Below are 23,542 nucleotides of genomic sequence, written 5' to 3'. Positions count from 1 at the left end.
GAGGCGGCCATGGAACTCGGGCTCTACACCTTCGCCGATCTCGGCACCGACCCGGACACCGGGCGGACCATGCTGCCCTCCAAGCGCATGGCGCATCTCCTGGAGGAGATCGCGCTGGCCGATGCGGTGGGGCTCGACGTGTTCGGCATCGGCGAGCATCACCGCGCCGACTACCTCGCCTCCACCCCGGCGGTGATTCTCGCGGCGGCGGCGGCGCGGACGAAGACGATCCGGCTCACCAGCGCCGTCACCGTGCTGTCCTCCGACGACCCGGTGCGGGTGTTCCAGGAATTCACCACGCTGGACCTCCTCTCCGGCGGGCGCGCCGAGATCATGGTGGGGCGCGGCTCCTTCATCGAATCCTTCCCGCTCTTCGGCCACGACCTCGACGACTACGACGCCCTGTTCACCGAGAAGCTGGACCTGCTGCTGAAGCTGCGCGCGGCGGGCGCGACCGGCGCGCCGGTGACGTGGCACGGCGCCCATCGCCCGGCGCTGGACGACATCGCCGTCCATCCCCGGCCGGAGCGGGAGATCCCGATCACCATCGCGGTCGGCGGCACGCCGCAATCGGTGGCGCGGGCGGGTGCGCTCGGCCTGCCGCTCGCCATCGCCATCATCGGCGGCGAGCCGCGGCGCTTTGCCCCGCTGGTGGAGCTCTATCGCGAGGCCGGCCGCCGGGCGGGGCAGGATCCGGCGCGGCTGAAGGTCTCGATCAACGCCCATGGCTTCGTCGGTGAATCGCATCAGGCCGCGGCGGATGCGCTGTTCCCGGCCTATGCCGAGGTGATGGGCCGGCTCGGGCGCGAGCGCGGCTGGCCGCCTCTGTCCCGCGCGCGGTTCGACGCCAGCACGCAGCCGGCGGGCAATCTGGTGCTCGGCTCCCCCGATGAGGTGGCCGAGAAGATCCTCGCGCAGCACGGCTATTTCCATCATGACCGGTTCATGATGCAGTCGAGCCTCGGCCCGGCGCCGCACCGCGAGGTGCTCCGCTCGATCGAGCTGTTCGGCATGAGAGTTGCGCCGGTGATCCGGCGGGAACTGGGCGTGGGCAGGCCTGACGTCGCGGCCGTGACGGGCGGCGACAGCGCCGCTCTGCAGGAGGAGCATGGCACGGCGTCGTGAGGGCGCTACCGTCTTGACAGCGTCATGCGACAGGTTCACTGACACCGCCGCGATGCAGCGGGCTCTGCGCCCCGCAGGGGCCGGTTTGCATCGTTCTTTGACCACAACCCTGACCTCAACCCGATGCCCAGCGACAGTTACAGTCGATTGTTCCGGCCGGAAGCGGCCGCTGCGCGCCAGACGCCCCGGGTAGACTGAGGCTTCGGCTCGCCGCGCTCCGCCGCTTACGGCTGGAACGACGGAAAGCGAGCCGAGATGAACGAAATCCGCGATCCGGCGGAAGACCGCCGCCTCGATGCCGTCCGCGCGGATGCCCGTGCCGACACCCTTCAGGACGGCCCCGTGGACCCGGTCGCGCTGGCGGCCGAGCTGGCCGGGGAGCACCCCGCCGACATCGCCGCCGCGCTTGACGAGCAGGAGCCGGAAACCGCCGCCGCGGTTCTGGCCAGCCTGCCCCATGAGCGCCGGATCGAGGTGCTCGACCTGCCCGATTTCGACCTGTCCAACGACCTCATAGAGGCGCTGCCGGGTGAGGAGGCAGTGCGCGTGATCACCGCCATGTCGGCGGATCGCGCCGCGGACCTGTTTCGCTGGATGGAGGAGCCGGCGCGCAGCGAGCTGTTCGGACGTCTGCCGGCCGAAACCCAGAACGAGCTGAACCGGCTGCTCTCCTGGCCCGAGCACACCGCGGGCAGCCTTATGACGACCGAGTTCGTCACCGCCCCGGCCAACTGGACCATCGGCGACACGCTGCGCCACATCCGCGCCATCGAGCGCACCCGCGAGACGATCTACGCCATCTATGTGCTTGATCCGGCCAGCCACAAGCTGCTGAAGGCGGTGACGCTTCGCCGGCTCATCACCGGCGAGCCCAACCAGCCGCTGCTCTCGGTGGCGCCGAGCCACGACCCGATCACGGTCGATCCGCTGATGGACCGCGAGGATGTGGCGCGCCTCATCCTGAAATACGATCTCCTCGCCGTACCGGTGGTGGACGAGCGCGAGAATGTGCTCGGCATCGTCACCGTCGACGACGTGATGGACGCCATGATCGAGGAGGCGACCGAGGACGCGCAGAAGTTCGGCGGCATGGAGGCACTGGACGAGCCCTATATGGAGATCGGCTTCCTCTCCATGCTGAAGAAGCGCGCCGGCTGGCTGTGCGTGCTGTTCCTCGGCGAGATGTTCACCGCCAGCGCGATGCAGCATTTCGAGGGCGAGCTCGAACGGGCTATCGTGCTGACGCTGTTCATTCCGCTCATCATGAGCTCGGGCGGCAATTCCGGCTCGCAGGCGACCTCGCTCATCATCCGGGCGCTGGCGCTGCATGAGATCCAGCTGGGCGACTGGTGGCGGGTGGCGCTGCGCGAACTGCCCTCGGGCCTTGCGCTCGGCGCCATTCTCGGCACGCTGGGCATGGTGCGCATCACCGCCTGGCAGCTCATCGGGCTGCACGATTACGGCCCCTACTGGATGCTGGTGGCGCTGACGGTCGGTTCCGCGCTGGTGGCGATCGTCACCTTCGGCTCGCTGATCGGCTCGATGCTGCCCTTCGCGCTGCGCCGCTTGGGCTTCGACCCGGCCAGCGCCTCCGCGCCCTTCGTGGCGACCTTCATCGACGTGACGGGTCTCGTGATCTACTTCTCCGTCGCGCTGGTGATCCTGCACGGGACGCTGCTGTAGGCGGAGCGCGCGGGGCTCAGAAGGTCGGGTACGCCCGCGGTGCCGCGCGGCGGCGGGGGGCGGCCGCGATGGACGCGACACCCGCTCCTGCTCCCGCGCACCGGACTCCCTCTTCCCATTGGGGAGAGGGTTGGGGTGATGGGGCCTTAGCGCTCCTCCGTTACGAGCCACGCTCCCCCTTGCCCGGCGCCGCGCGCCGACCTCTCCCGATCGGGGAGAGGTTCAGGGGGGCGTTCGGGGGAGCGTTTGCGGCCGGAGCTGGTTACCTTCGGCGCGAGGCCGGGGCGTTCAGCGATGCCCGCGGCGCGGCGGCGATGGACGCGGCACCCGCTCCTGCTCCCGCGCACCGGCTCTCTCGCCCCATTGGGGAGAAGTGTTGGGGTGAGGAGGCCTGTGCTTCTCCGTTACGAGCCACGCTCCCCCCTTGCCCAGCGTCGCGCGCCGACTCTCCCGGTCGGGGAGAGGTTCAGGGGGCATTCGGGAGGAGCGTTCGCGGCTGGGGCCGGGTGCGGATGGTGGCCGTTGTCCTCCACGATGGACGGAGCCGGGCGAGGCGACAGCGGCGCGGCTGCGGGGTAGCGGGGTAGCGGCATAGCCGGGCGCATCTCACGCGTCCCGCTCGCCCTCATGCTCGTCGGCCCCGCGTGCCGCCTGCGCCGCGCGGTGGAGTTCGGTGCGCACGGCGGCAAGGCGCGCGGCGTCGAGGGCGCCGGTGCGCCCGCCTGCGCACAGAGCACCGCGGAAGCCGAGATAATCGGCCCCGAGCCCGGCCAGCGGGGCGATGTCCTCGATCCTGAGCGAGCCGGCAAGGCCGGTGAGAAGCCCCTGTGCGCGGGCCTCCACCACGAATTGCGAGAGCGTCAGCAGGTCGAGATGGCGGGTGAGCGGACCCTGCTTCTTGTCGGCGGTGTCCAGCATCACCCCGGCAAAGCCCGCCCGGCCGAGCAGCGGCAGCAGCGCGACATCCGGCCGCTGGTCGGCGAACAGCACCGCAATCATGCGGTGGCCGGCGGCAAGGGGAGCCAGCGCTTCGACGCAAGCCCCCGCATGGGGCGAATCGAACAGGCCGACCTTGACCATCGGCACCCCGGTGCGGGCGATGGTCTGCGCCGCCTCGCGCAGGATGGCCGGCACCATGGGCTGGTCGCCGGCCGTGGCGCTGATCAGCGGGCGCGAGGGCCCCCAGCCGTTCCACAGCGCCACCGCGGCGGTGAGCGATTCCTCGCTCCACGCCCCGAGCGCGCCGAAGGCCGGCTGCTTGAGGTCCACGATGTCGGCGCCGCCGAGGCGGGCCATCTCCATTTCGGCGAGATCGGCGACGCTGGCGAGCAGGCGGTTGCGCGGGCTCATGAGGCGCGCTTCCGGCGGTGCTCGGCGATGGCTTCCTTCATCCAGCCCCAGGCCTCCAGTTCCTCCGGGCCGGCGGTCTTCTCGACCGCGATGGCGAGATAGGCCATCTCGGCATCGACCTTCTCGTCGGGCAGCATGGACAGCCGGCTCACCAGCACCGCCGCCTCCAGCACCGCGGCCTTGGCGCGGTTCATGCCGAGAAAGGGGGTGTGGCCTTCGCGGTGATAGGTCTTGCAGAAGAAGCGCGGGCGCTGCGGGTCGTCCTCGACGCGCTCCACCGTGATCTCGTCATGCGCCAGCGCGGCGGCGAGGCGCGGGCAATCCAGCCGGCTCGCCTTCTCGATGTCGACCTGCATCTTCCGGCCGACCACGCAGCCGGCGAAGATGCGGACGTCGTCGGTGAAGTTGACGACCGCGATGCGGGTGGCGGCGAGGTTTTCCAGCGTGCGCGAGGGCCGGAACGGCTGGAGCAGGTAGCCGCCCTCGATCACGCTCGCCCCCATGGGCGCGATGTGCGGCTCGCCCGCCAGCGAACGGGTGGTGACGATCGTCTCGCGGATCACGGTTCTTCCGCCTTTCCTTCTGCGGTCTTTTCTGCGGCGCCCTGCGAGGCCTCGCGCGCCTTCTCGCGGGCCGCCTTCAGGGTCGAGCCCGCCTCCTTGAATGTCAAACGATGCGCGTCCTCCGCGCTCGCCACCGTTGCCCCGGCGACGCCCCAGCGCAGCGGCTCATCCTGCGCGTAGCGCTTGTTCAGGAGATGCGCGATCTCGGCGCGGGCTAGCTCGACGCCGAGATAGAAGGCGTGCGAGCCGTCGGTCTCCACGCCGAGCTTCGGGAAGAACGCGAACGGATCGGTTCCGACCTGGTGGCCGTCGCGGTTGTAGATGTGCACGCCGTCGGCTGCCACCTCGACGCGGAAATTGCGGTCGCGCACCTCGCCGGCGAGCCGGACGACCTCCTCGGGCGGGGCGGCGAAGGGCTTGCGCTCGCGGAGCGCCATCAGGCCGCCGCCGAAGCCCTGCGGCAGCGCACCGGCCTCGCGGGCGGCGATGAATTCACGCGCCGCCCGGTCGAACTCGCGCACCGCGGTCTTGCAGTGCGGGCTCACCTGCACCGCCAGCACGGCGTTGAGCCGCAGCTCGGAGATGATGCCCATGAGGATGGCGTTGATGCCGGTGGTGTCGGCGTCGGTCAGCTCGGTGACATTGCCGATGCCCATCAGGATCGGGATGTCGGGCTCGCGGCGGCGCAGCTCGGCATAGCGCTCGATGGAGGCGGTGAAGCCGAAATGGATGGGTTCGAGGATCGGGTCGGCGAGAAAGGGGCGTCCCTTTGCGCGGCAGGTCTCGATGACCCGCATCAGGGAATCGAAGTCGGCCGGGCGGGTGGGGATGAGGATCGGCGTCGCCGGGCCCTCGTCGAGGATATGGATGGTCTCCTCGCTCAGGCTGAGCAGATAGTCGGCGCCGGCCCGGGTGGCGCGCAGCAGCTCGGCGGGGTCGAGCGAATCGACGCTGACCCTTAGCCCCTCCGCCTGAAGGGCGGCGATCGCCTCCTCCATATGCGGGAAGGGGGTGGCGGGCAGGCAGCCGAGGTCGATGACCTGCGCCCCGTCGGCCGCAAGCCCCTTCGCCTTGGCGATGAGCTCGGGGATGTCGAGCACGGTGGCATCGACGATCTCGGCGAAGATCGTCACGTCCTGCCGGGAGAGGTCGACGGCGCGGCGTTCGAGGCCGAAATAATCCGGCAGGTCCGCCATCTCCTCCGGTCCCCGGGCAAAGGGCACGCCGAAGAAGGCTTCGAGCCGTTCGAGGTCGCCCTTGAAGCGGCCGGGCATCAGCACGCGGTCGGTGCCCTCGGGCAGCTTCAGCCGGCGCTCGACGATCTCCGGCGTCATCAGCGCGGCGACCTTCACGCCGACGCTGACCACCACCGGGTCGATGCGCGCATCCGCGATCTCGCCGGCGATCTTGACGAGGCGCGGTTCGGCGAGCGAGCCGGTGACGAGCGCGATCCTCTCGCGCGGCGTGGTCCCGTCACCGTCCCCATCCTCGTCGCCGGTCGCGGCCATCAGGCGGCGCCCTGCCGCGCGAGGACGAGGCGGCGGGCGGCGACCGCGGCCCGCAATTCGTCAACCGATTCGACAACAGCGGTGTCGTCGAAGCTCTTGAGCTTCGCGGTGTTCTCGAGGTCGATCCGGCGCGGATAGACCGGCACCTCGCCCTTGGGCGCGGTGGTGATCATCTCGGGCGCGGTGTCGCAGGCGAACACGATGCAGTGTACCCGGCACTTGCCGGCCTGGGCGAAGCAGTTCGTCACCAGCGTATCGGAAATGCCGTAGACGCATTTCGCCACCGTGTTGGAGGAGGCCGGCGAGACGATGAGCGTGTGGTAGAGCCTCTCATAGAACCGGCCGACCGGCACCGAGCTGGCGGTGGTCTCGCGGAAGATGCGGGTGCCGGCCGGCAAGCTCTGCCGGTACATGCGCAGCACCTCGTCCGCAGCCGCGGAGACGAACAGGTCCACCGCGCCAAGCTCGCGGATCAGTTCGATCGATTCGGTGAAGAAATGGCCGGAGCCGGTGAGCGCCCAGCCCCAGCGCGGATAGGTGCCCGCATCGGTTTGCGCATCGTCCGCCATCCCGACCTCAATGTCCGTCATCGTCCTGTCCTTGTGGCGCGCCCGTGCCGAGGTCCGCCAGCGCATCCGCGACGGACAGCGCCCGCACCTCGCCGCCAAAGCGGCGCGCGAGAATCGGTAGATAGGTATCAACCAGCCCGTCCGCCGCCCAGCGTTCCGGCGGCCCCAGAGGCCATTCGACGCGGGCCGCCTTCACCAGGGTGAGCCGGGCGGCGCCGAGCCGGATGGCGAGCCACAGCGCAAGGCTGTCGGAGGTCACCTCCCAGCTTGCGGGCACCTCGGCCGCTCCGGCGAGGTGCGAGGGCAGCCACAGCGCGGCACGGCCGGCGGCGTGGGCGGCTGTGATTCCGGTTTCATCCGCGCAGGGCAGAAGGCCGGGGCCGAGGTCGGCCAATGCCAGCGCCGTCTGCTCCATGGCGAGGATCGCCATCTGGTGGCAGCAGGCTTCCGAAAGGCCGAGGCGGGGCTGCAGTGCGCGCACCGCATCCGCCAGCGTACCGCCGCCCGCGACGACGACCAGCGGCGCGCCGCGCGCCGCGAGCGCGGCGAGCAGTTCGGCAAGGCGCGGATGGGCCCCCTCAGCGCCGAGCAGGCTGCCGCCGAGCTTCAGCACCTCGATGCCGGCGGGCGGCGCAGGGGGCGGGGTGTCACGCGGGATGTCAGCCATGGCCGGTGTTCTAATGCATCTGCGGGCGGCATGGATACCCGGCCCCTCCCAGGGCCGGGTCCGGTCCCGGCGAAAGGCGTGGATGGCCGGTGCGCCGCCCGGGGCAACGGCGGGCAGGCGGGCAGGCAAACCAGGCACATTCCCCTGCATCCTTGCCGGTTCGGGAAAGTCTGACCAAGGGGAAGCGTGCCCGTGCGTGGAAAACGGGCGTGGCGATCCGTCGCAAATGCTCGATTTTCCGGTCGCGTTCGGAGAAATTTCGGAAAAAGAAGGGGAAAAACAGCCCGTTTCTGTGCAGGAATGAATGGAAATCCGGCTCGCGGCGCCATGCCGCAGGTCCACATTGTTCCAATTCCGCATTGTCCTGCAGCAATGTCGTGTCGACGCCGCGGGTTCTGGCCCGATCGGCTAACTAGGATCGTTCTAAGCGAGGCGCTATGGTGCGCCCCGGCTCAAGCGCCGCGATGACGGCGCGTCCGAACAAACTGTTTGCCTGGGAAGGACTCCGATGAACCGCATTCTCCTTGCTGCCACCCTCGTCGCTCTCGGCTCGACCGTCGCGCTCGCCGACGGCGATGCGACCAAGGGCGCTACCGTGTTCAAGAAGTGCATGGCCTGCCACGCCATCGGCGAAGGCGCGGTCAACAAGGTCGGGCCGGAGCTGAACGGCATCGTCGGCCGCAAGATGGGCGCGATCGAGGGCTTCGACTATTCCGACACGCTGAAGGGCCACAACGCCGCCGGCGACACCTGGACCGCCGAGCAGCTCGACAAGTATCTCGCCAATCCGCGCGCCGACATGCCGGGCGTGAAGATGGTGTTCGCCGGCCTGCCGAAGGATGGCGACCGCGCCGACCTGATCGCCTTCCTGTCGCAGTTCGACGCGACCGGCAAGAAGGCGCAGTGATCGGGCGCTGATCGCCGCGGCCGTGCGGCGTGATCCGGCCGTGCCGGGCTCCCGCTTCCGCCGGACGGCCTTTTGCGGGCCCCCAACGCAAGCCGTGCCCGGCGTGCCGGGCATTGCCTGTGGGCGTGCAGCCCGGCGGTGCTGCGGAGCACGGGATCGGACGGGACCCGCCGGACCAAAACCGGCGGCTGATCACGCCGGATTGTCCTCTGCCGGGCGAGCCGCATGTTGAGCGACCCTTCCGGGCCGGGCAGGCTGCGGCCACCCTTGTCGGGAAGGCGACATGAATCGCACATTTCCGTTGCCCACCCGCCCGCTGCTCACCCGTCGCCGCGCGCTTTCCCTCGGCGTCGCCGGCGGGTTTCTGGCGTCGGCGCCGGTCCTGTGGCCGCCCTGCGGCTGCGCCTTCGCGGCGATGCCGGCGGAGATGACGCTGAAGGAGGTCGCGCCCGGCCTTCATGTCTTTTCCGCGCCTTATGAGCTTGTCGGCCCCGGCAATGGCGGGGCGATCGCCAATATGGCCGTGGTGATCGGCGACGATGCGGCGGCGATCATCGACACCGGCAACAGCCGCCTTGCCGGCCTGCGCTTCGCCGCCGCGGTGAAGGCGGTGACGGACCGGCCCGTGCGCTACGTCATCAACACCCACATGCATCCCGACCATGTGCTCGGCAATGCCGCTTTCGTCGGCGCAGACGTGCGTTTCGTCGGCCACCACAAGCTGCCCCGCGCGCTCGCCGCCCGGCAGGACACCTATCTCGACCAGGTCCGCCGACTGCTCGGTGCGGAAGGGGAGGGCACGCAGATCGTGCTGCCCGAACTGCTGGTGGAGGACCGGCTGACGCTCGACCTCGGCAACCGCGTGCTGGAGCTCGAGGCGCACCCGACCGCCCACACGGACAACGACCTTTCGGTGCGCGACGCCCGGACCGGGGCCTGGCTGCTGGGCGACCTGCTCTTCGTCGGCCATGTGCCGACGCTCGACGGCAGCCTGCAGGGCTGGCTCACCGTGCTGGAGGGGCTGAAGAAGCGGGAGGCTTCCACCGCGATTCCCGGACATGGCCCCGCCTCGGTCGACTGGCCGAACGGCGGGGAGGCGGAATGGACGTATCTCGACACCCTACGAACGGAGGTGCGGCGCCTCATCGCAGAGGGTGTCCAAATGGGTAAGGCGTCCGAGATCGCGGGGCGTTCGCAAGCCGGCAAATGGGCGCTTTTCGATGAGTTTGCCGCCCGCAATGCAATAGCGGCCTACCATGAATTCGAGTGGGAATAAGGTCTTGAAATGTTTTGCATTGCAGCATTGCGAAGGCGGCTTCGGGGTTGCTCGCCATATGGTCTGCAAGGTCTCATAAACTCATAATAAGAACCGAATTTGCCCTTCGTTCTTATTGCGGAGTGTTCAAAATCGGTCTAGGGTCCACGCATCTTCAGCTTCAACGGTTTCGGGGCAGAAAAGCCCTGAGATTCGGTTCGTAGGCCAGCTTGGGGCGGTGTAGCCCCCGTGAATCCGGCTGTTTCTCCCCCAGTCGGTCGTGACACGCTGCTGAAGATGAGCGTCAAAAGACAAGAAAAGCCGAGGCGGAATGCGACTGGCAACGGTCGACCGTGCCCGGAGGAACGCGTTCAGGAGGAGATAACGATGCGCAAGCTTGCGTACGCGGCTGTGCTTTCGATGACTGCTGCCGTCTATGCCATGCCGGCCATGGCCAATGACAGCGTGCTGGCGATCACCAAGGACCCCAAGCAGTGGGGCATCCAGACCGGTGACTATGCCAACACCCGCTACTCCAAACTCGACCAGATCAATGCCGGCAATGTCGGCAAGCTGCAGGTCGCCTGGGGCTTCTCGACCGGCGTGCTTCGTGGCCATGAGGGCGGTCCGCTCGTCATCGGCGACATGATGTACATCCACACGCCCTTCCCCAACATCGTCTATGCCCTCGACCTGAACAACGAAGGCAGGATCGTCTGGAAGTACGAGCCGAAGCAGGACCCGAACGTCATTCCGGTCATGTGCTGCGACACCGTCAACCGCGGTCTCGCCTATGCCGACGGCATCATCTTCCTCCACCAGGCGGACACCACCCTCGTCGCGCTGGACGCCAAGACCGGCGAGAAGAAGTGGTCTGTCGTCAACGGCGATCCCAAGAAAGGCGAGACCAACACCGCCACCGTCATGCCGGTGAAGGACAAGGTCATCGTCGGCATCTCCGGCGGCGAGTTCGGCGTGCGCTGCCACGTCACCGCCTACGACATCAAGACCGGCAAGCAGATCTGGCGCGGCTACTCCATGGGCCCCGACAGCGATATCCTGGTCGACCCGGAGAAGACCACCGTGCTGGGCAAGCCGGTCGGCAAGGACTCCTCGCTGAAGACCTGGGAAGGCGATCAGTGGAAGATCGGCGGCGGCTGCACCTGGGGCTGGTATTCCTACGACCCCGAGGCCAACCTCGTCTATTACGGCTCGGGCAACCCCTCGACCTGGAACCCCTCGCAGCGTCCCGGCGACAACAAGTGGTCCATGACCATCTGGGCGCGTGACCCGGACACCGGCGTCGCCAAGTGGGTCTACCAGATGACACCCCACGACGAGTGGGACTATGACGGCGTCAACGAGATGATCCTCACGGATCAGGAGTTCGACGGCAAGCCGCGCAAGCTGCTCACCCACTTCGACCGTAACGGCTTCGGCTACACCCTCGATCGCATCAGCGGCGACCTGCTCGTCGCCGAGAAGTACGATCCGGCGGTGAACTGGGCCACCAAGGTCGACATGGACCGCAGCAGCCCGACCTTCGGCCGCCCGATGGTGGTGCCGCAGTTCTCGACCGCCCAGCAGGGCGAGGACGTGAACACCAAGGGCATCTGCCCCGCCGCTCTCGGCACCAAGGACCAGCAGCCGGGCGCCTATTCGCCCAAGACCAAGCTGTTCTACGTGCCCACGAACCACGTCTGCATGGACTACGAGCCGTTCCGCGTGAGCTACACCGCCGGACAGCCCTATGTCGGTGCGACCCTGTCGATGTTCCCGGCGCCGAACAGCCATGGCGGCATGGGTAACTTCATCGCCTGGGACAATACCAAGGGCAAGATCGTGTGGTCGCTGCCGGAGCCGTTCTCGGTGTGGTCGGGCGCCCTCGCCACTGCCGGCGACGTGGTGTTCTACGGCACGCTCGAAGGCTACCTGAAGGCGGTGGACGCCAAGACGGGCAAGGAACTCTACAAGTTCAAGACCCCGTCGGGCATCATCGGCAACGTCACCACCTATGAGCACAAGGGCAAGCAGTACATCGCCATCCTGTCGGGTGTCGGTGGCTGGGCGGGCATCGGCCTTGCGGCCGGCCTGACCGACCCGAATGCCGGCCTCGGTGCGGTGGGTGGCTATGCGGCCCTGAGCAACTACACCAACCTCGGCGGCCAGCTCACCGTCTTCGCCATCCCGAACTGATCGGGAGGCGTGCGTCGGGAGGCCCGTTCCTCCCGGCCGCGGGACAGACGACGGAAGGGACGGCGCTGGCCAGCCAGCCGCCGCCCCGCCAATCCGGAACGTGAAATCATCCACACGATCGGGGAGGGGCCTGGCCATCGGGATCGATGTGCCAGGCCCCGCCGTATCGGGACCTCGCGCCTTATAAGAATCTTAAAATCATTCCAGGCTGTTGGCCGGACAGCTGCCGCCACGCTGCCTCAACCTTTCATCCGGGCCTGGTGCCTTCGGGAGCAACCTCATGATGAACGACGATTACGGACGGCCGATCCTTCGCATGGCGCAGGCGCGCCTTGGCGGGCTGGCGCGCATGCGCCTGGCCGGGATCGTGCCGGCCGCCCTGCTTGCCGCCTGCCTCGCCGCGCCGGTCGCCTTCGCACAGGACCAGCAGGCCGCGCCCGCGCCCGCCGCGACCACCGGCGTCGGCACCGCGCCGGACGGCTCCAAGACCGAAGGCGGCCAGGCGGCGACCAAGGACGACCTCGGCAAGTACACCCTCGAGGATGGACGGCCGACCTATCACATCACCAATGACGGTACGATGGACTGGTTCACCTACTCCGGCTATCGTCGCTATCATGCGGAATGCCATGTCTGCCACGGCCCGGACGGCATGGGCTCCAGCTACGCCCCCGCACTGGCCAATTCGCTCAAGACCATGACCTATGAGGAGTTCACCGAGACGGTGGTGAACGGCAAGCAGAATGTCGGGCATGGAACCGCCGATCAGGTGATGCCGGCCTTCGGCCAGAACCTGAACGTCATGTGCTACCTCGACGACCTCTACATCTATCTCAAGGCCCGCGCGGACGGCGCTCTCGGGCGCGAGCGTCCTTCCAAGCGCGAGGACAAGACGAAGGCGTATGGTGCCAATGAAAACCAGTGCTTCGGCCGTCCCAACTAGGCTGACCCGGCAGGTCGGCAGGGTACGCGCCGCTATGGCGAGGCTGGGCGTCAGCCTCCTCGCCGTGTTCGGGGCCGCGCTGGCGGTTCCCGCCCCGGCATCCGCGCAGGTGGCGGACCTCGTGGACCGGTCCACGCTGCGCGTCTGTGCGGATCCCGCCAACATGCCCTTCACCGATGAGAAGGGCGAGGGTTTCGAGAACAAGATCGCCGAGCTTCTGGCGCAGAAGCTCGGCATCGTGCTCGATTACACCTGGTTCCCGCAGGCCACCGGCTTCTACCGCAAGACGCTGGGCGCCAAGGTCTGCGACATCGTGATGGGCTATGTCGCCGGCGCCGATCCGGTGCTGAACACCAACGCCTATTACAAGTCCGCCTGGGTGCTGATCACCCGAAAGGACGGGCCGCTGGCGGAGGTGGACCATCTGGACGATCCGGCGCTGAAAGGCCGGCATATCGGCGTGATTGCGGGCACCCCGCCGGGCGATGCGCTGGCACGCGACGGCCTCATGGGCTTTGCGCGGCCCTATTCGCTGGTGGTAGACCGTCGTTACGAGAGTCCGGCAGAGGAGATGATCAGCGATATCGTGTCCGGCAAAATCGACGCCGGCATATTGTGGGGACCGATCGCGGGCTATTATGCCCGAAAATCCGAAGCGCCGCTGTCGCTGGTGCCATTGGTGAAGGAAAAGGGCGACCCGCAAATGGTCTACCGCATCACCTTCGGCATCCGCCCGGGCGAACTCAACTGGAAGCACCAGCTCAACGGCTTCATCGTCGAGAACCAGGCCGCAATCAACAAGATCCTGCTTGATTACGGGGTACCGCTGCTCGACGACCGCAACCGGCCGATAGCGCCGGGGAAATAGGGCCGTGACCGCGCGTCGGAAGGCGCGCGGCAGGAGAGGGAACACGGCCGCTGGCGGGCGGCCGGATGAGCGCCGGCCCATGGCGCCTCCGCAGCAAGACGGGGGAAGGGGTCGGCGCCAGTGAGGAGACGCAAAGATGAGGGCAGATGCTTTTGCCCCGGTCGCTGATGCGCCCGTGGCTGCCAGCACCGTGCCGTCCCGCCCGCAGCCCTCTCGCGAATCTGCCGCGAGCCGCTGCTATGAGGCCCGCTCCGGCGAGCCGAACACGCGCGCCGGGCTCGCGGAAAGCACCGGCACGCTGCGGACGCAAACAACGAAGGCGCCGTCGCTGTTCTCCGTCGCGACCGGTCACTCGGCGCTGACGGTCCAGTCCGGCAGCATCGTCGGCGCGATCGCGCAGCCTTTTCCGATGCACCAGGGGGCAGCGCTCGTCTTCGCGCGCCGCCAGCGTGTCGCGCGGGCGGGCCAGCGGCGGGTGGTGAGCCTTGGAGCGCGCATCGGCCGGCGTGTCGGCGCCTTCGGTGCTGCGCTGTGGCCGATGGTGGGCTCGCCGATGGTGCACCTTGCCTGGATGGGGATGGCGGGCCTCGCGCTGGTTCTGTTCGCGCTCGCGCCCGCGGGTGCGCAGACCGGCGCGGCGCCGGTCGAATCATCCTCCGCGTCGACAACCGTCACCACGGTCGCGGAGCCGGATGGTTATCGCATGGAAAATTACCGTGCCCCGACGCCCGCGACGCTGAAAGGCGCGCGGGTGCTCGACACCGCGGCGGCTGAACAGCTATGGCGCGAGAAAAGCGCCATTTTCCTCGACGTGCTGCCGCGTGATGTAAAGCCGGCTAATCTTGCACCCGGCACGGTATGGCGCGACAAGCCGCGCGAGGATATTCCCGGCAGCCTCTGGCTGGCCAATACCGGCTATGGCGGGCTCTCCGCCGAGATGGACGGCTATTTCCGCCGCCATCTCGATGCGCTCGTTGCCGAGCGGCCCGGTGCACCGCTTGTCTTCTACTGCCTCACCGATTGCTGGATGTCGTGGAACGCGGCCCGTCGTGCCGTCGCCTATGGCTATCGCAACGTGGCCTGGTATCCCGCCGGCAGCGACGGCTGGGCGAAGGCCGGCCTGCCGCTCGAGCGCGTCGCGCCGGCGGAGTAAGATCGTTAGCCGGGTTCCGGCGCGGGTCACGATGTGTATTGGGCGGCCTCCTGATCCAAGATCGGACGCCGCCTTTTTCATACGTGTTGTTTCGCCGGCCCGGTCGCGGAAGCGGACGAGGAATGGTCGCCGGATGCGGGTGGGCCCATGCGCGCATAGGGCAGGAACGTGTGGGGCGAAGCGCGGCGTATCATGGATATGCGGAGCATGACGCGCTTCATTTCACGCCGGTGAAGGCTCCGGGTTGTGCGCGGTCCCTCGGGCGGAACAGCTCTCGGTGGCCGGCCGGCGTACCGCGGCCTGCCGCGTTCGGTCGCTGCGAGCGGCATGAGCAACGACAGGATACGGCGCGCGGCCAAGACTGATGAGGGCGTCGCCCGCCGTTCAGTCCATCAACCCCCGGATTGCCCGCGCCAGCGCGAAGGCGCGTTGTTCGAGGATCACCGGGCTCTCGCACACCGCGGACATCGCCTGTGTGCGGCTGTCATAGATACGGGTGTCCCAGACAACCTGCTGCTCGATGTCGGCCAGCTTGGCGCGGGCCTCGTCGGTGGTGGCGGTCTTCTTGGCCTGGGCGAAGCGCAGGCTCTCGTCCTTGATGCGGTTGGAGAGGTCGATCTGATGCTGGGCATAACGCTCGATGCCGGTGAGGATGCGTGCGCGCAGCGAATTGATCTGGTCGAAGGCGCCGGCGAAAAGCAGGGTCAGCCGGGCATTCTTCTGCGGGCCGGCGGCCGTGGCGAACGTCTCGATCCGGGCCGTGGCATCCTCGATCGTGGTGCGGCGGGCCACGATGACGGGCACCAGCTCGGCGACCTGGGCATCGTCACGCCAGGCGAGGTTGTTGTCGATCGAGGGACCGTCCCACATCTGCCCGGCGGCGAGCGTCTGCACCCGTGGCTGGATGCAGGGCCACAGCGAGCCGGCGGGCGCGGCGGCCTCGGCCGGAAGGACGGCCAGCGGAGAGGCAAGCAGCGCGGCGGAAAGGGCGGCGAAGGCGAGGGCAGGTCTCGGCATCTGCCGCAGGCGGGTGAGCGAGGTGATGGGCACGGGCGTCTCCGGGGCAATTCTTGTCATTTGGCCGCGTCGGGTCCGCCGCGGCGGCCCATCAGTCCGGCAGAGGGATCATAGGCGATGATCGCGCCGATCAGGAACACGATGGAGCACCCTGCGACGACAAGCGCGGAGAAGGGCTCGAACTGGCCGTAGAGCGCGAAGCGGATCAGCTCCACCGCATAGGTGAAGGGGTTGAACTGGCAGACATACCAGAGCGGCAGGCTGCTCTCCTGCACCTTCCAGAGCGGGTAAAGCGCGGAGGAGGTGAAGAACATCGGAAAAATCACGAAGTTCATGACGCTGGCGAAGTTCTCGAGCTGCCGGAACAGCGAGGACATCAGCAGTCCCATCGACCCCAGCATCAGCCCGGACAGCAGCAATGCCGGCAGCACGGTGAGATAGCCGATGGGCGGAGCCTCGACCTCCCAGAACCAGGCGATGGCGAGAAAGGCATAGACCTGCAGCAATGAGACGCAGATGCCGGCCACCAGCTTCGACAGCAGCAGGAACCAGCGCGGATAGGGGCTGACCAGCAGGATGCGCATGGCGCCGACCTCGCGGTCATAGACCATCGAGAGCGAGGACTGCAGGCCGTTGAAGAGCTGGATCATCGCGATCAGCCCCGGCGCGACATAGACCTGATAAAGGATGTAGGTCTCGTAGGGCGGGATGATCGAGACGCCCAGCACCGAGCGGAAGCCGGCGGCGAAGATGAAGAGCCACACCAGCGGGCGCACCAGCGCCGACAGGAAGCGGCCGCGCTGGTTGACGAAGCGCAGCGATTCCCGCCAGCAGATTCCGGCCATGCAGATGAGATAGCCCGAGAGCGGCAGGCGGCTGGCGGCGCGGTTTGGCACGAAGCTCATGGCGCGTCTCCCGCGTGCCCGCTTGCGCCATCCTCGTCCACCAGCGCGAGGAAGGCGGCGGACAGGTCGCCGGCACTGTCCGCCACCATCTCCGCGAAGCTGCCCTGCGCCCGCACCCGGCCGCGATGCAGCACGACGATGCGGTCGCCGGGGGCGATCTCCTCGATGATGTGGGTCGCCCACAGCACGCCCAACCCGTCGCTGGCGATGAGCCGGCGCACCTCCGCGACGAGGGCCGCGCGCGAGCCGATGTCGAGGCCGACGGTCGGCTCGTCGAGCAGCAGCAGGTCCGGCCGGTGGATGAGCGCGCGGGCGATCTCGATGCGGCGCATCTGTCCGCCGGAAAGCTGGCGCACCTTGTCCTTCGCGCGGTCGACGAGGCCGACGCGGTCCAGCGCCTCGCGCGCGCGCTGCCGGGCGCGGCCGAAACCGATGCCGTGCAGCGTGGCGTGGTAGACGAGGTTCTGCTGCACGGAGAGATCGAGGTCGAGCGTCCGGGCCTGGAACACCACGCCGAGGCGTGAGAGCGCGGCGGCCGGTTCCCGGCGCACATCGTGGCCCAGCACGCGGATCGCACCGGTGCGGTTGTCGTAAAGCCGGGTCACGAGCGAGAACAGCGTGGTCTTGCCCGCCCCGTTGGGGCCGAGCAGGGCGGTGAAGCTGCCGCGCGGCACGTCGAGGCTCACATCGTCGAGCGCGAGGCGCGATCCGAAGCGATGCGTGACCTTCTCGACCGAAAGGGCGGATGGCCCCTCGGATGCGGTGCCGGCCCTCATCGGCGTGGCAACGTCGATCTGCATGAAGCGATCCGCACTGGCCTCCATCCGGAGCCCGGTCGCCGGGCGAGGGCGGCCGGGACATGATGACGGCGAACGCCTTTCAGGCGCGCCCGCCGGGACGATGCCGACTCAAGGGACGATCACCACGCCCCAGGGCAGGCGGCCGACCGGCACCGATTTCAGCACCTTTTCCGAGGCGACGTCGATGACCGAGATGTCGTTCGAATTGCCGTTGGTGGAGAAGATCTGCTTCTCGTCCGGCGTGAAGCCGAGCTGCCACACGCGCTGGCCGACCAGCAGGTACTTCTTCACTTCCAGCGTCTTGGTGTCCACCACCGCGACATGGTTCGCCGGGCCAAGGGCGATGAAGGCGGTGGAGCCGTCCTTGGTGATGCGGATGCCGACCGGCTGGATGGCATCCTTGTTCACGCCCGGGATCTCGAAGGAGATCTTCTTGATGATCTTCCATCCGTTCTTCGGGTCGATCACCGCCACGGTGCCGCCAACCTCGGAGCTGACCCAGAGCTGGGTGCCGTCATGGTTGAACTGCGCGTAGCGGGGGCGGGAGTCGACCAGCACGTTCTCGATCACCTCATTGGTGGTGGTGTCGATGACGTGGGCCATGTTGGTCGTTTCGGAGGTGTTGACGAGGTAGCGCCCATCCGGGCTCACGCCCATGCCTTCCGGCTCGACCCCGACCGGGATCTCGGCGACCAGCTCGTTGTTCTCCGTGTTCACCGCGGTGACCATGCTGTCGTCTTCATTCGCGATGTAAAGCGGGTTGCCCGAGGGCGCGAGCACGAACAGCTCCGGGTCGGGGCCCGAGCGCAGGGTCTTCACAAGCTTGTAGGTCTTCGAATCATAAACCTCGACGCGGTTGTCGTCGGAGGCGCAGACATAGACCAGCTTGCCGTCCGGGCTCGCGGTGATGCCGCGGGGGCGGCGCCCGGTCTTGATGGTCTCGATCAGCTTCAGGCTGTCCACGTCCACGACGCTGACCGTGTGGTCGCGCTCGTTGGAGACGAAGGCGCGCGCCTGTGCGAGCGCGGGGGCGGTCTCTGCGACCGTCAGCAGGCCCGCCAGTGCGGCAAGGCCGGCGCTCAGCAGGATACGGCGTGTCATCTTCTCCTCCTTGGGGTCGTTCCCGGCGCGTCTGGTCGGCGCCTTGCGGGTGATGCGGCAATGGTCGAACGCGAACGGCACGCCTGTCGGGCTCGTGTTCCGGCAGGCCGGTCCGTCAGAACTTGCACTGGCTCTCGGGCAGGTCGAAGCCCATCGTGTCGAGCGGCGTGCGCTGGTGCAGATAGCCGGCCTGCGGCGACAGCGCGACCGAGTTGGTGGCGTGGGCAAGGATGATCGCCTGCCGAAGCTGGTGGTCCCACGGCCGGAAGCTGGCCGCCACGCCCTTGAACACCGGCAGATCATATTCCGGCGACAGCATCTGGTCGCGCACCTTGTCGGTGACGCTGCTCTTGGTCTTCATGCCGGCCGAGGCGACGGAGAAGACGCCTTCCCACATCTGGAAATCCAGCGGCTGCATCAGCCGCTTATACTGCCGGTAGAAGCGGTTCTGAAGCTGCGAGGCGGCCCAGTTCTCCATGGTGTAGTGCCAGGAGGCGGGCATCAGCCCCTGCGTGCCGGCCGTGGGGCGGGCGAGCCAGGTATTGTAGGGCAGGATGTCGCCGAATTCGCCCAGCTCGTCGGCGATGACGAGGATGTCGTATTCGCCGACCTGCGTGGCGCGCGGCACTTCCGACTGCGCGGTGGCGCGGGCGTCGGGTCCATAGTCCCACACCTTCTCCGCGACGATCTTGGCGCCGAACTTCTTCGCCGACTTGCGAACCGCGTCGGCATAGAGCTTGTCGTCGTCGGTACGACCGACGAACAGGAACCAGTTGCGCCACTGCTTTGTCATGAGGAACTGGGCCAGCGCGTCGGTCAGCATCGCGCGGTTGGGAGCGATGTGGAACACGTTGGCGCGGCAGTCCTTCTGGCGGAGGCGATCGTCCTGCGCGCCGATGTTCAGCAGGATGACGTCCTTGTCCTTGAGCGCGTCGGAGATCTTCAGGAGCTGGTCGGTCGGCACGTCGAGCAGCAGGAAATTGTTGCCGGCGTCCACCAGCTTCTGCGCCGCCGGCAGCGGATCCTCGTCCGCACGCACGACCTCCGTCGTGAGCTTGTAGTCCAGCTTGAGGAAGCGCCCGCTGGTCATGGCGTCCTTGATGCCGAGCTCGGCGCCGGCGATGCCGAGATCCTCCGGCGGAGCGTTCAGGGGGGCGATCCATGGCGGCTGCTCCGGTACCATGCGCAGCAGGCCATAGCGGAAGGTCTGCTCGGGGCTGGGGGCCGGCTTGGCGGGCGCTGGCTGGGGAGCCGCCTGCGGCGTGGCGTCCTGCGCGAAGCCGGCGCCCGGCATGGCAAGAGCCAGCGGCGCGGCGGCAAGAAGGGCGGCGAGGGTGCGAAGGGGCCGAACGGTCGACCACATGGTCGGCATGTCTTTGCCGGGCACCGGTTTGCCCAGCACCGTCTTGCCTGATGAAAGCGTCACAGCGTTCCGTCCCGTCAATGTGTCGCGGGGTCAGCCTCGATGGGCCCGACCTTCCATTAGTTCTCGAAGAACCTTAGCAAATGTGCCCAAGTCTTCAACAGACGAGATAGAATAAGAATATTATAAGTATTCATATTTTCGCGAGACGTTCGGGAAGTTTATCCATTGTCTGACGGAAAAGTGAAGGCCATGCCTTGCCGCTCGGCCGGCCCCGGCTATGATCCAGCCCAATCAAGCAACAAAGAGCCGGAGGCCCCCATGGACGCCAGGCTGCGTGCCGTCCGCACCCCGCCCCGTTTTCGCATCCGCCTCCTGTCCCGGCTCGCGCCAGTGCTGCCGGTGCTGTTTCCCTTGGCCGCGGGCGCTGCCCAGGGGGCGCCCAGGGTGGCGGTATTCGATTTCGAGATGTTCGACACCAGCGGGCAGAACATCCTCGCCGAACGGCAGGCCGAGACGAAGCGTCTCGCCCTCATCACGGCGGACCTGCGCAAGCGGCTGTCCGATGCCGGCTATGAGCTGGTGGACCTTTCGCCGCAGAAGGGCGCGATCGAGGACCGCTCCCCCTTTCGCAACTGCAACTCGTGCGAGGTGCCGATCGCGCGGGCGCTGGGCGCGGATATCGAGGTGATCGGGCTGGTGCAGAAGGTGTCCAATCTCATCCTCAACATCAATTTCCAGCTTCGCGACACCGAGAGCGGCGCCGTGCTCCGTGCCGGCAGCGTCGACATCCGCAACAACACCGACGAATCCTGGCTGCGTGGTGTCTCCTATCTCGTGCGCAACCGCCTTCTGGATCCCCCGCTCACCGGCAAGGCCGCCCTCGACGCGGCAACCCCGGCGCCGAAACCCTGACGAGCGATGGTCATGACTGCCCGGCACGTTCTCAATCGCCGTACGCTCCTCGCCGCCGGCGCGCTCCCGTTTTTCGCCGCCGGATTCGTGCGTGCCGATGGTTTCGCGCGTGCCGACCTGCCCGTGCTGCGGATCGGCACGCTGAAATTCGGCACGCTGAGCTGGCTGATCGCCACCATCCGCGCCGAAGGGCTGGACACCCGTGAGGGATTCGCCATCGACATGGTGGAGCTCGCCTCGGGACAGGCGACCACGGTGGCGCTGCAGGCCGGAGACATCGACCTCATCGTCTCTGACTGGCTCTGGGCGATGCGGCGGCGCGCCGATGGCGAGGATTTCCGATTCGCGCCCTTCTCCAACGCGCTGGGCGCGCTGATGGTGGCGAAGGACGGCCCGGTGCGTACGCTCGCCGATCTCAAGGGCCGAAAACTCGGGGTCGCGGGCGGTGCGCTGGACAAGAGCTGGCTCCTGCTGCGCGCCTATGGCCAGCAGCAGGCCGGGCTCGATCTCGCAACCGGAGCCGAGCCGGTCTATGGCGCGCCGCCGCTCGTCAACCAGCAGCTCGTGCTTGGCCGGGTGGATGCGGCGCTGACCTTCTGGCCCTTTGCCGCGCGGCTGGACGCCAAGGGCTTCACCCGCTTGCTCGATGTGAGCGAAGTGATCGGCGGGCTCGGCATCAGCCCGACGCCGCCTCTCGTCGGCTTCGTCTGGCGCCAACGCATCGAGGCGACGAAGGGGACGGCACTCGCTGGTTTCTTCCGCGCCGCGGAGGCGGCGGATCGCCTGCTCGCGACCTCCGATGCGGCTTGGCAGCGCCTGCGCCCGCTGATGCAGGCGGCGGACGAGGCCGAATTCGTCAAGCTGCGCGACTATTTCCGCGCCGGCATTCCAGGAGCTTTCGGCGCGTCGGAGATCGAGGCGTGCGGGCGGCTCTACGAGGTGCTGGCTCGGCTCGGCGGGGCTGAACTGGTGGGGCCGAAGCCGGGATTCGACCGCGCGCTTTTCGCCCCGCTCAAGGCATGACGCCCGATGAAGCTGTCTGAAGCGGCGGATGGAGCAGAGCACGGGACGGACCGAGGCGGGACGGGACGGCGCCGAGGCAGGCTCGCCTTCACGCTGTTTTCGCTGCTGCTGCTGCTGGCGCTGTGGTTCCTCGCGGCGCGCCTCATCGCTTCGCCGGTGCTGCCCGGGCCGGAGGCGGTGGCACGCGCCTTCTGGCGCGCCAGCCTGACGGGGGTACTCCCGGCCAGCCTTGCCATCACGCTGGCCCGGGTCGTGGCCAGCTTCCTGATCGCCATGGTGATCGGCGCGGCGGTGGGCATCCTGCTTGGCCGATCGCCAGGGTTGGACCGGCTGTTCGGGCCGTGGCTCATCATGCTGCTGAACCTGCCGGCGCTGGTCATCATCATCCTCTGCTATGTCTGGTTCGGCCTGACCGAAGCGGCGGCGATCACCGCGGTGGCGATCAACAAGATTCCCAATGTCGCGGTGACCCTGCGCGAGGGCGCGGCCTCGCTTTCGCGCGATCTCGACGAGATGGCGCAGGTGTTCCGCTTCGGCCCTCTGCGCACGCTGAGGCATGTCGTGCTGCCGCAGCTCTCGCCCTTCTTTGCCGCGGCCGCGCGTTCCGGGCTGGCGCTGACCTGGAAGATCGTTCTGGTGGTGGAACTGCTCGGCCGCTCGAACGGCGTCGGCTTCGAATTGCAGACGGCGTTCCAGCTCTTCGACGTCGCGACCGTGCTCGCCTATGCGCTGGCCTTCACCGTGGTGGTGCAGATCATCGAACTGGCGCTGATCGAGCCCTGGGAGCGCCGCGCCAACAGGTGGCGGCGATGACCGGGCTGCGGGTGGATATCCGCGAGAAGCGCTTTCCCGCCGTCGCCGGCGGGCCGGAGCGGGTGATCTATCGCGACTTCGCGCTGGAGGTGGCGTCGGGCGCCATCCTGATGCTGCTGGCGCCCTCCGGCCTCGGCAAGACGACGCTCCTGAACATCATCGCCGGGCTCGACCGCGATTTCATCGGCTCCGTTCGCCTCGATGCGGCGCCGGGGGGCCGAGGCCGGTCGAGGCTCTCCTACGCCTTCCAGAGTCCGCGCCTTCTGCCCTGGCGCACGGTCGAGGAGAACGTCGCGCTGCCGCTCGGCGAAGGCGATGCCGCGCGGGGGGCGGCGAGGGCGATGCTCGACGCGGTGGGCCTTCTCGAGCAGGCGGGCGCCTATCCCGAGCGTCTGTCGCTCGGCCAGCAGCGGCGGGTGGCGCTGGCGCGTGCTTTCGTGATCGAGCCGGATCTGCTGCTGATGGACGAGCCCTTCGTCTCGCTGGACGAGGCGGGAGCGGCGCGGCTGCGCGATCTGCTGCGCCGCCTCCTCGCGGTCCATCCGGCGACCGTCATCTTCGTCACCCATGACAGCCGCGAGGCGGTGGAACTGGGCACGCGCATCGTGCGGCTCGACGGCCCGCCGGCCCGGATCGTGAAGGATATCGCGATCAACCTCGATGCCGCGGCCCGGCGCGCGGCACCCGGCGAGGCGCTGAGAGCGGAGCTGGCGGCGCCGTGAGAGGCCCGCGGGCATGAAAAAGGGCCCGGCATGCGAGATGCCGGGCCCGGAAAGTCGGCGATCAACGGACGGTCTCGCCGTCCGGACTTACGCAGA

Annotated in this window: 22 protein-coding genes; 12 read left to right on the top strand and 10 right to left on the bottom strand. The window is 68.0% G+C overall.

The genetic code is table 11. From position 1 onward, the window contains the following. Nucleotides 1-9 precede the first annotated feature (9 nt). Entirely contained in the window at nucleotides 10-1,125 is a 1,116-nt protein-coding gene (locus MWN34_RS05135) for an LLM class flavin-dependent oxidoreductase (RefSeq protein WP_247027248.1), read from the top strand. A 255-nt stretch (nucleotides 1,126-1,380) separates the two neighbouring features. Then, nucleotides 1,381-2,808, top strand: a complete 1,428-nt coding sequence (mgtE, locus tag MWN34_RS05130; RefSeq protein ID WP_247027246.1) for a magnesium transporter — start codon at nucleotides 1,381-1,383, stop codon at nucleotides 2,806-2,808. Nucleotides 2,809-3,414: 606 nt separating this feature from the next. Here mgtE and MWN34_RS05125 read toward each other — a convergent pair. The 5 genes from MWN34_RS05125 to MWN34_RS05105 are packed head-to-tail and all read right to left on the bottom strand — an operon-like array spanning nucleotide 3,415 to nucleotide 7,465. After that, nucleotides 3,415-4,158 (bottom strand): (5-formylfuran-3-yl)methyl phosphate synthase, encoded by a 744-nt coding sequence (locus tag MWN34_RS05125; protein WP_247027244.1) that lies wholly within the window; start codon nucleotides 4,156-4,158, stop codon nucleotides 3,415-3,417. After that, nucleotides 4,155-4,721, bottom strand: coding sequence for a DUF447 domain-containing protein (locus MWN34_RS05120; protein WP_247027243.1), 567 nt, complete (start codon nucleotides 4,719-4,721; stop codon nucleotides 4,155-4,157). The genes MWN34_RS05125 and MWN34_RS05120 overlap by 4 nt, the downstream gene beginning before the upstream one ends. Beyond that, complete coding sequence (locus MWN34_RS05115) at nucleotides 4,718-6,229, bottom strand: DUF6513 domain-containing protein (protein ID WP_247027241.1); 1,512 nt, start codon at nucleotides 6,227-6,229, stop codon at nucleotides 4,718-4,720. Before MWN34_RS05115 ends, MWN34_RS05120 begins: the two co-directional genes overlap by 4 nt. Next, nucleotides 6,229-6,819: a flavoprotein gene (locus MWN34_RS05110; RefSeq protein WP_247027239.1), complete on the bottom strand. Its 591-nt coding sequence runs from the start codon at nucleotides 6,817-6,819 to the stop codon at nucleotides 6,229-6,231. Before MWN34_RS05110 ends, MWN34_RS05115 begins: the two co-directional genes overlap by 1 nt. Continuing rightward, nucleotides 6,806-7,465, bottom strand: a complete 660-nt coding sequence (locus tag MWN34_RS05105) for an amino acid kinase family protein (RefSeq protein WP_247027236.1) — start codon at nucleotides 7,463-7,465, stop codon at nucleotides 6,806-6,808. Before MWN34_RS05105 ends, MWN34_RS05110 begins: the two co-directional genes overlap by 14 nt. 508 nt (nucleotides 7,466-7,973) lie before the next feature. On the opposite strand from MWN34_RS05105, the gene MWN34_RS05100 reads away from it, so the two are divergent. From MWN34_RS05100 to MWN34_RS05075, 6 genes are all read left to right on the top strand, one after another. Continuing rightward, nucleotides 7,974-8,372 carry a c-type cytochrome gene (locus MWN34_RS05100; RefSeq protein ID WP_247027235.1) on the top strand — a complete coding sequence of 133 codons (399 nt, stop codon included), beginning with the start codon at nucleotides 7,974-7,976 and terminating at the stop codon, nucleotides 8,370-8,372. A 283-nt stretch (nucleotides 8,373-8,655) separates the two neighbouring features. Further along, nucleotides 8,656-9,648 (top strand): quinoprotein relay system zinc metallohydrolase 2, encoded by a 993-nt coding sequence (locus tag MWN34_RS05095; RefSeq protein ID WP_247027233.1) that lies wholly within the window; start codon nucleotides 8,656-8,658, stop codon nucleotides 9,646-9,648. A 366-nt stretch (nucleotides 9,649-10,014) separates the two neighbouring features. Then, nucleotides 10,015-11,823, top strand: coding sequence for a lanthanide-dependent methanol dehydrogenase XoxF5 (xoxF5, locus tag MWN34_RS05090; protein ID WP_247027231.1), 1,809 nt, complete (start codon nucleotides 10,015-10,017; stop codon nucleotides 11,821-11,823). Between the two features lie 349 nt (nucleotides 11,824-12,172). Next, entirely contained in the window at nucleotides 12,173-12,766 is a 594-nt protein-coding gene (locus MWN34_RS05085) for a c-type cytochrome, methanol metabolism-related (protein WP_281502887.1), read from the top strand. Between the two features lie 34 nt (nucleotides 12,767-12,800). Further along, nucleotides 12,801-13,634 carry a substrate-binding domain-containing protein gene (locus tag MWN34_RS05080; RefSeq protein WP_247027229.1) on the top strand — a complete coding sequence of 278 codons (834 nt, stop codon included), beginning with the start codon at nucleotides 12,801-12,803 and terminating at the stop codon, nucleotides 13,632-13,634. A 553-nt stretch (nucleotides 13,635-14,187) separates the two neighbouring features. After that, nucleotides 14,188-14,787, top strand: a complete 600-nt coding sequence (locus MWN34_RS05075) for a PQQ-dependent catabolism-associated CXXCW motif protein (RefSeq protein WP_425532060.1) — start codon at nucleotides 14,188-14,190, stop codon at nucleotides 14,785-14,787. A 384-nt stretch (nucleotides 14,788-15,171) separates the two neighbouring features. On the opposite strand, the gene MWN34_RS05070 is transcribed toward MWN34_RS05075, so the two are convergent. The 5 genes from MWN34_RS05070 to MWN34_RS05050 all read right to left on the bottom strand — a co-directional run bounded on the left by MWN34_RS05070 (nucleotide 15,172) and on the right by MWN34_RS05050 (nucleotide 20,036). Next, complete coding sequence (locus tag MWN34_RS05070; protein WP_247027227.1) at nucleotides 15,172-15,837, bottom strand: hypothetical protein; 666 nt, start codon at nucleotides 15,835-15,837, stop codon at nucleotides 15,172-15,174. 23 nt (nucleotides 15,838-15,860) lie between these two features. Continuing rightward, nucleotides 15,861-16,709, bottom strand: a complete 849-nt coding sequence (locus MWN34_RS05065; protein WP_247027225.1) for an ABC transporter permease — start codon at nucleotides 16,707-16,709, stop codon at nucleotides 15,861-15,863. Continuing rightward, nucleotides 16,706-17,509 carry an ABC transporter ATP-binding protein gene (locus MWN34_RS05060; RefSeq protein WP_247027223.1) on the bottom strand — a complete coding sequence of 268 codons (804 nt, stop codon included), beginning with the start codon at nucleotides 17,507-17,509 and terminating at the stop codon, nucleotides 16,706-16,708. The genes MWN34_RS05065 and MWN34_RS05060 overlap by 4 nt, the downstream gene beginning before the upstream one ends. A gap of 108 nt (nucleotides 17,510-17,617) precedes the next feature. Then, a complete protein-coding gene (locus MWN34_RS05055; protein WP_247027221.1) occupies nucleotides 17,618-18,610 on the bottom strand; it encodes a PQQ-dependent catabolism-associated beta-propeller protein in 993 nt (330 codons plus the stop codon). A 115-nt stretch (nucleotides 18,611-18,725) separates the two neighbouring features. Next, a complete protein-coding gene (locus tag MWN34_RS05050; RefSeq protein ID WP_247027219.1) occupies nucleotides 18,726-20,036 on the bottom strand; it encodes an ABC transporter substrate-binding protein in 1,311 nt (436 codons plus the stop codon). Between the two features lie 258 nt (nucleotides 20,037-20,294). Here MWN34_RS05050 and MWN34_RS05045 point away from each other — a divergent pair, with 258 nt between their 5' ends. The 4 genes from MWN34_RS05045 to MWN34_RS05030 are packed head-to-tail and all read left to right on the top strand — an operon-like array spanning nucleotide 20,295 to nucleotide 23,446. After that, nucleotides 20,295-20,888: a DUF3280 domain-containing protein gene (locus MWN34_RS05045; RefSeq protein ID WP_247027217.1), complete on the top strand. Its 594-nt coding sequence runs from the start codon at nucleotides 20,295-20,297 to the stop codon at nucleotides 20,886-20,888. Between the two features lie 12 nt (nucleotides 20,889-20,900). Further along, nucleotides 20,901-21,911 carry an ABC transporter substrate-binding protein gene (locus MWN34_RS05040; RefSeq protein ID WP_247027215.1) on the top strand — a complete coding sequence of 337 codons (1,011 nt, stop codon included), beginning with the start codon at nucleotides 20,901-20,903 and terminating at the stop codon, nucleotides 21,909-21,911. A gap of 6 nt (nucleotides 21,912-21,917) precedes the next feature. Beyond that, on the top strand, nucleotides 21,918-22,724 hold the full coding sequence (locus tag MWN34_RS05035) for an ABC transporter permease (RefSeq protein ID WP_247027213.1): 807 nt from the start codon (nucleotides 21,918-21,920) through the stop codon (nucleotides 22,722-22,724). Then, a complete protein-coding gene (locus tag MWN34_RS05030) occupies nucleotides 22,721-23,446 on the top strand; it encodes an ABC transporter ATP-binding protein (RefSeq protein ID WP_281502871.1) in 726 nt (241 codons plus the stop codon). The genes MWN34_RS05035 and MWN34_RS05030 overlap by 4 nt, the downstream gene beginning before the upstream one ends. The last annotated feature ends 96 nt before the right edge of the window (nucleotides 23,447-23,542 follow it).

Source organism: Ancylobacter crimeensis (assembly GCF_023016805.1).
Lineage (GTDB): Bacteria > Pseudomonadota > Alphaproteobacteria > Rhizobiales > Xanthobacteraceae > Ancylobacter > Ancylobacter crimeensis.
The sequence above is the reverse complement of the archived record's forward strand: the minus strand, read 5'-3'. Positions and strand labels throughout refer to the sequence as shown.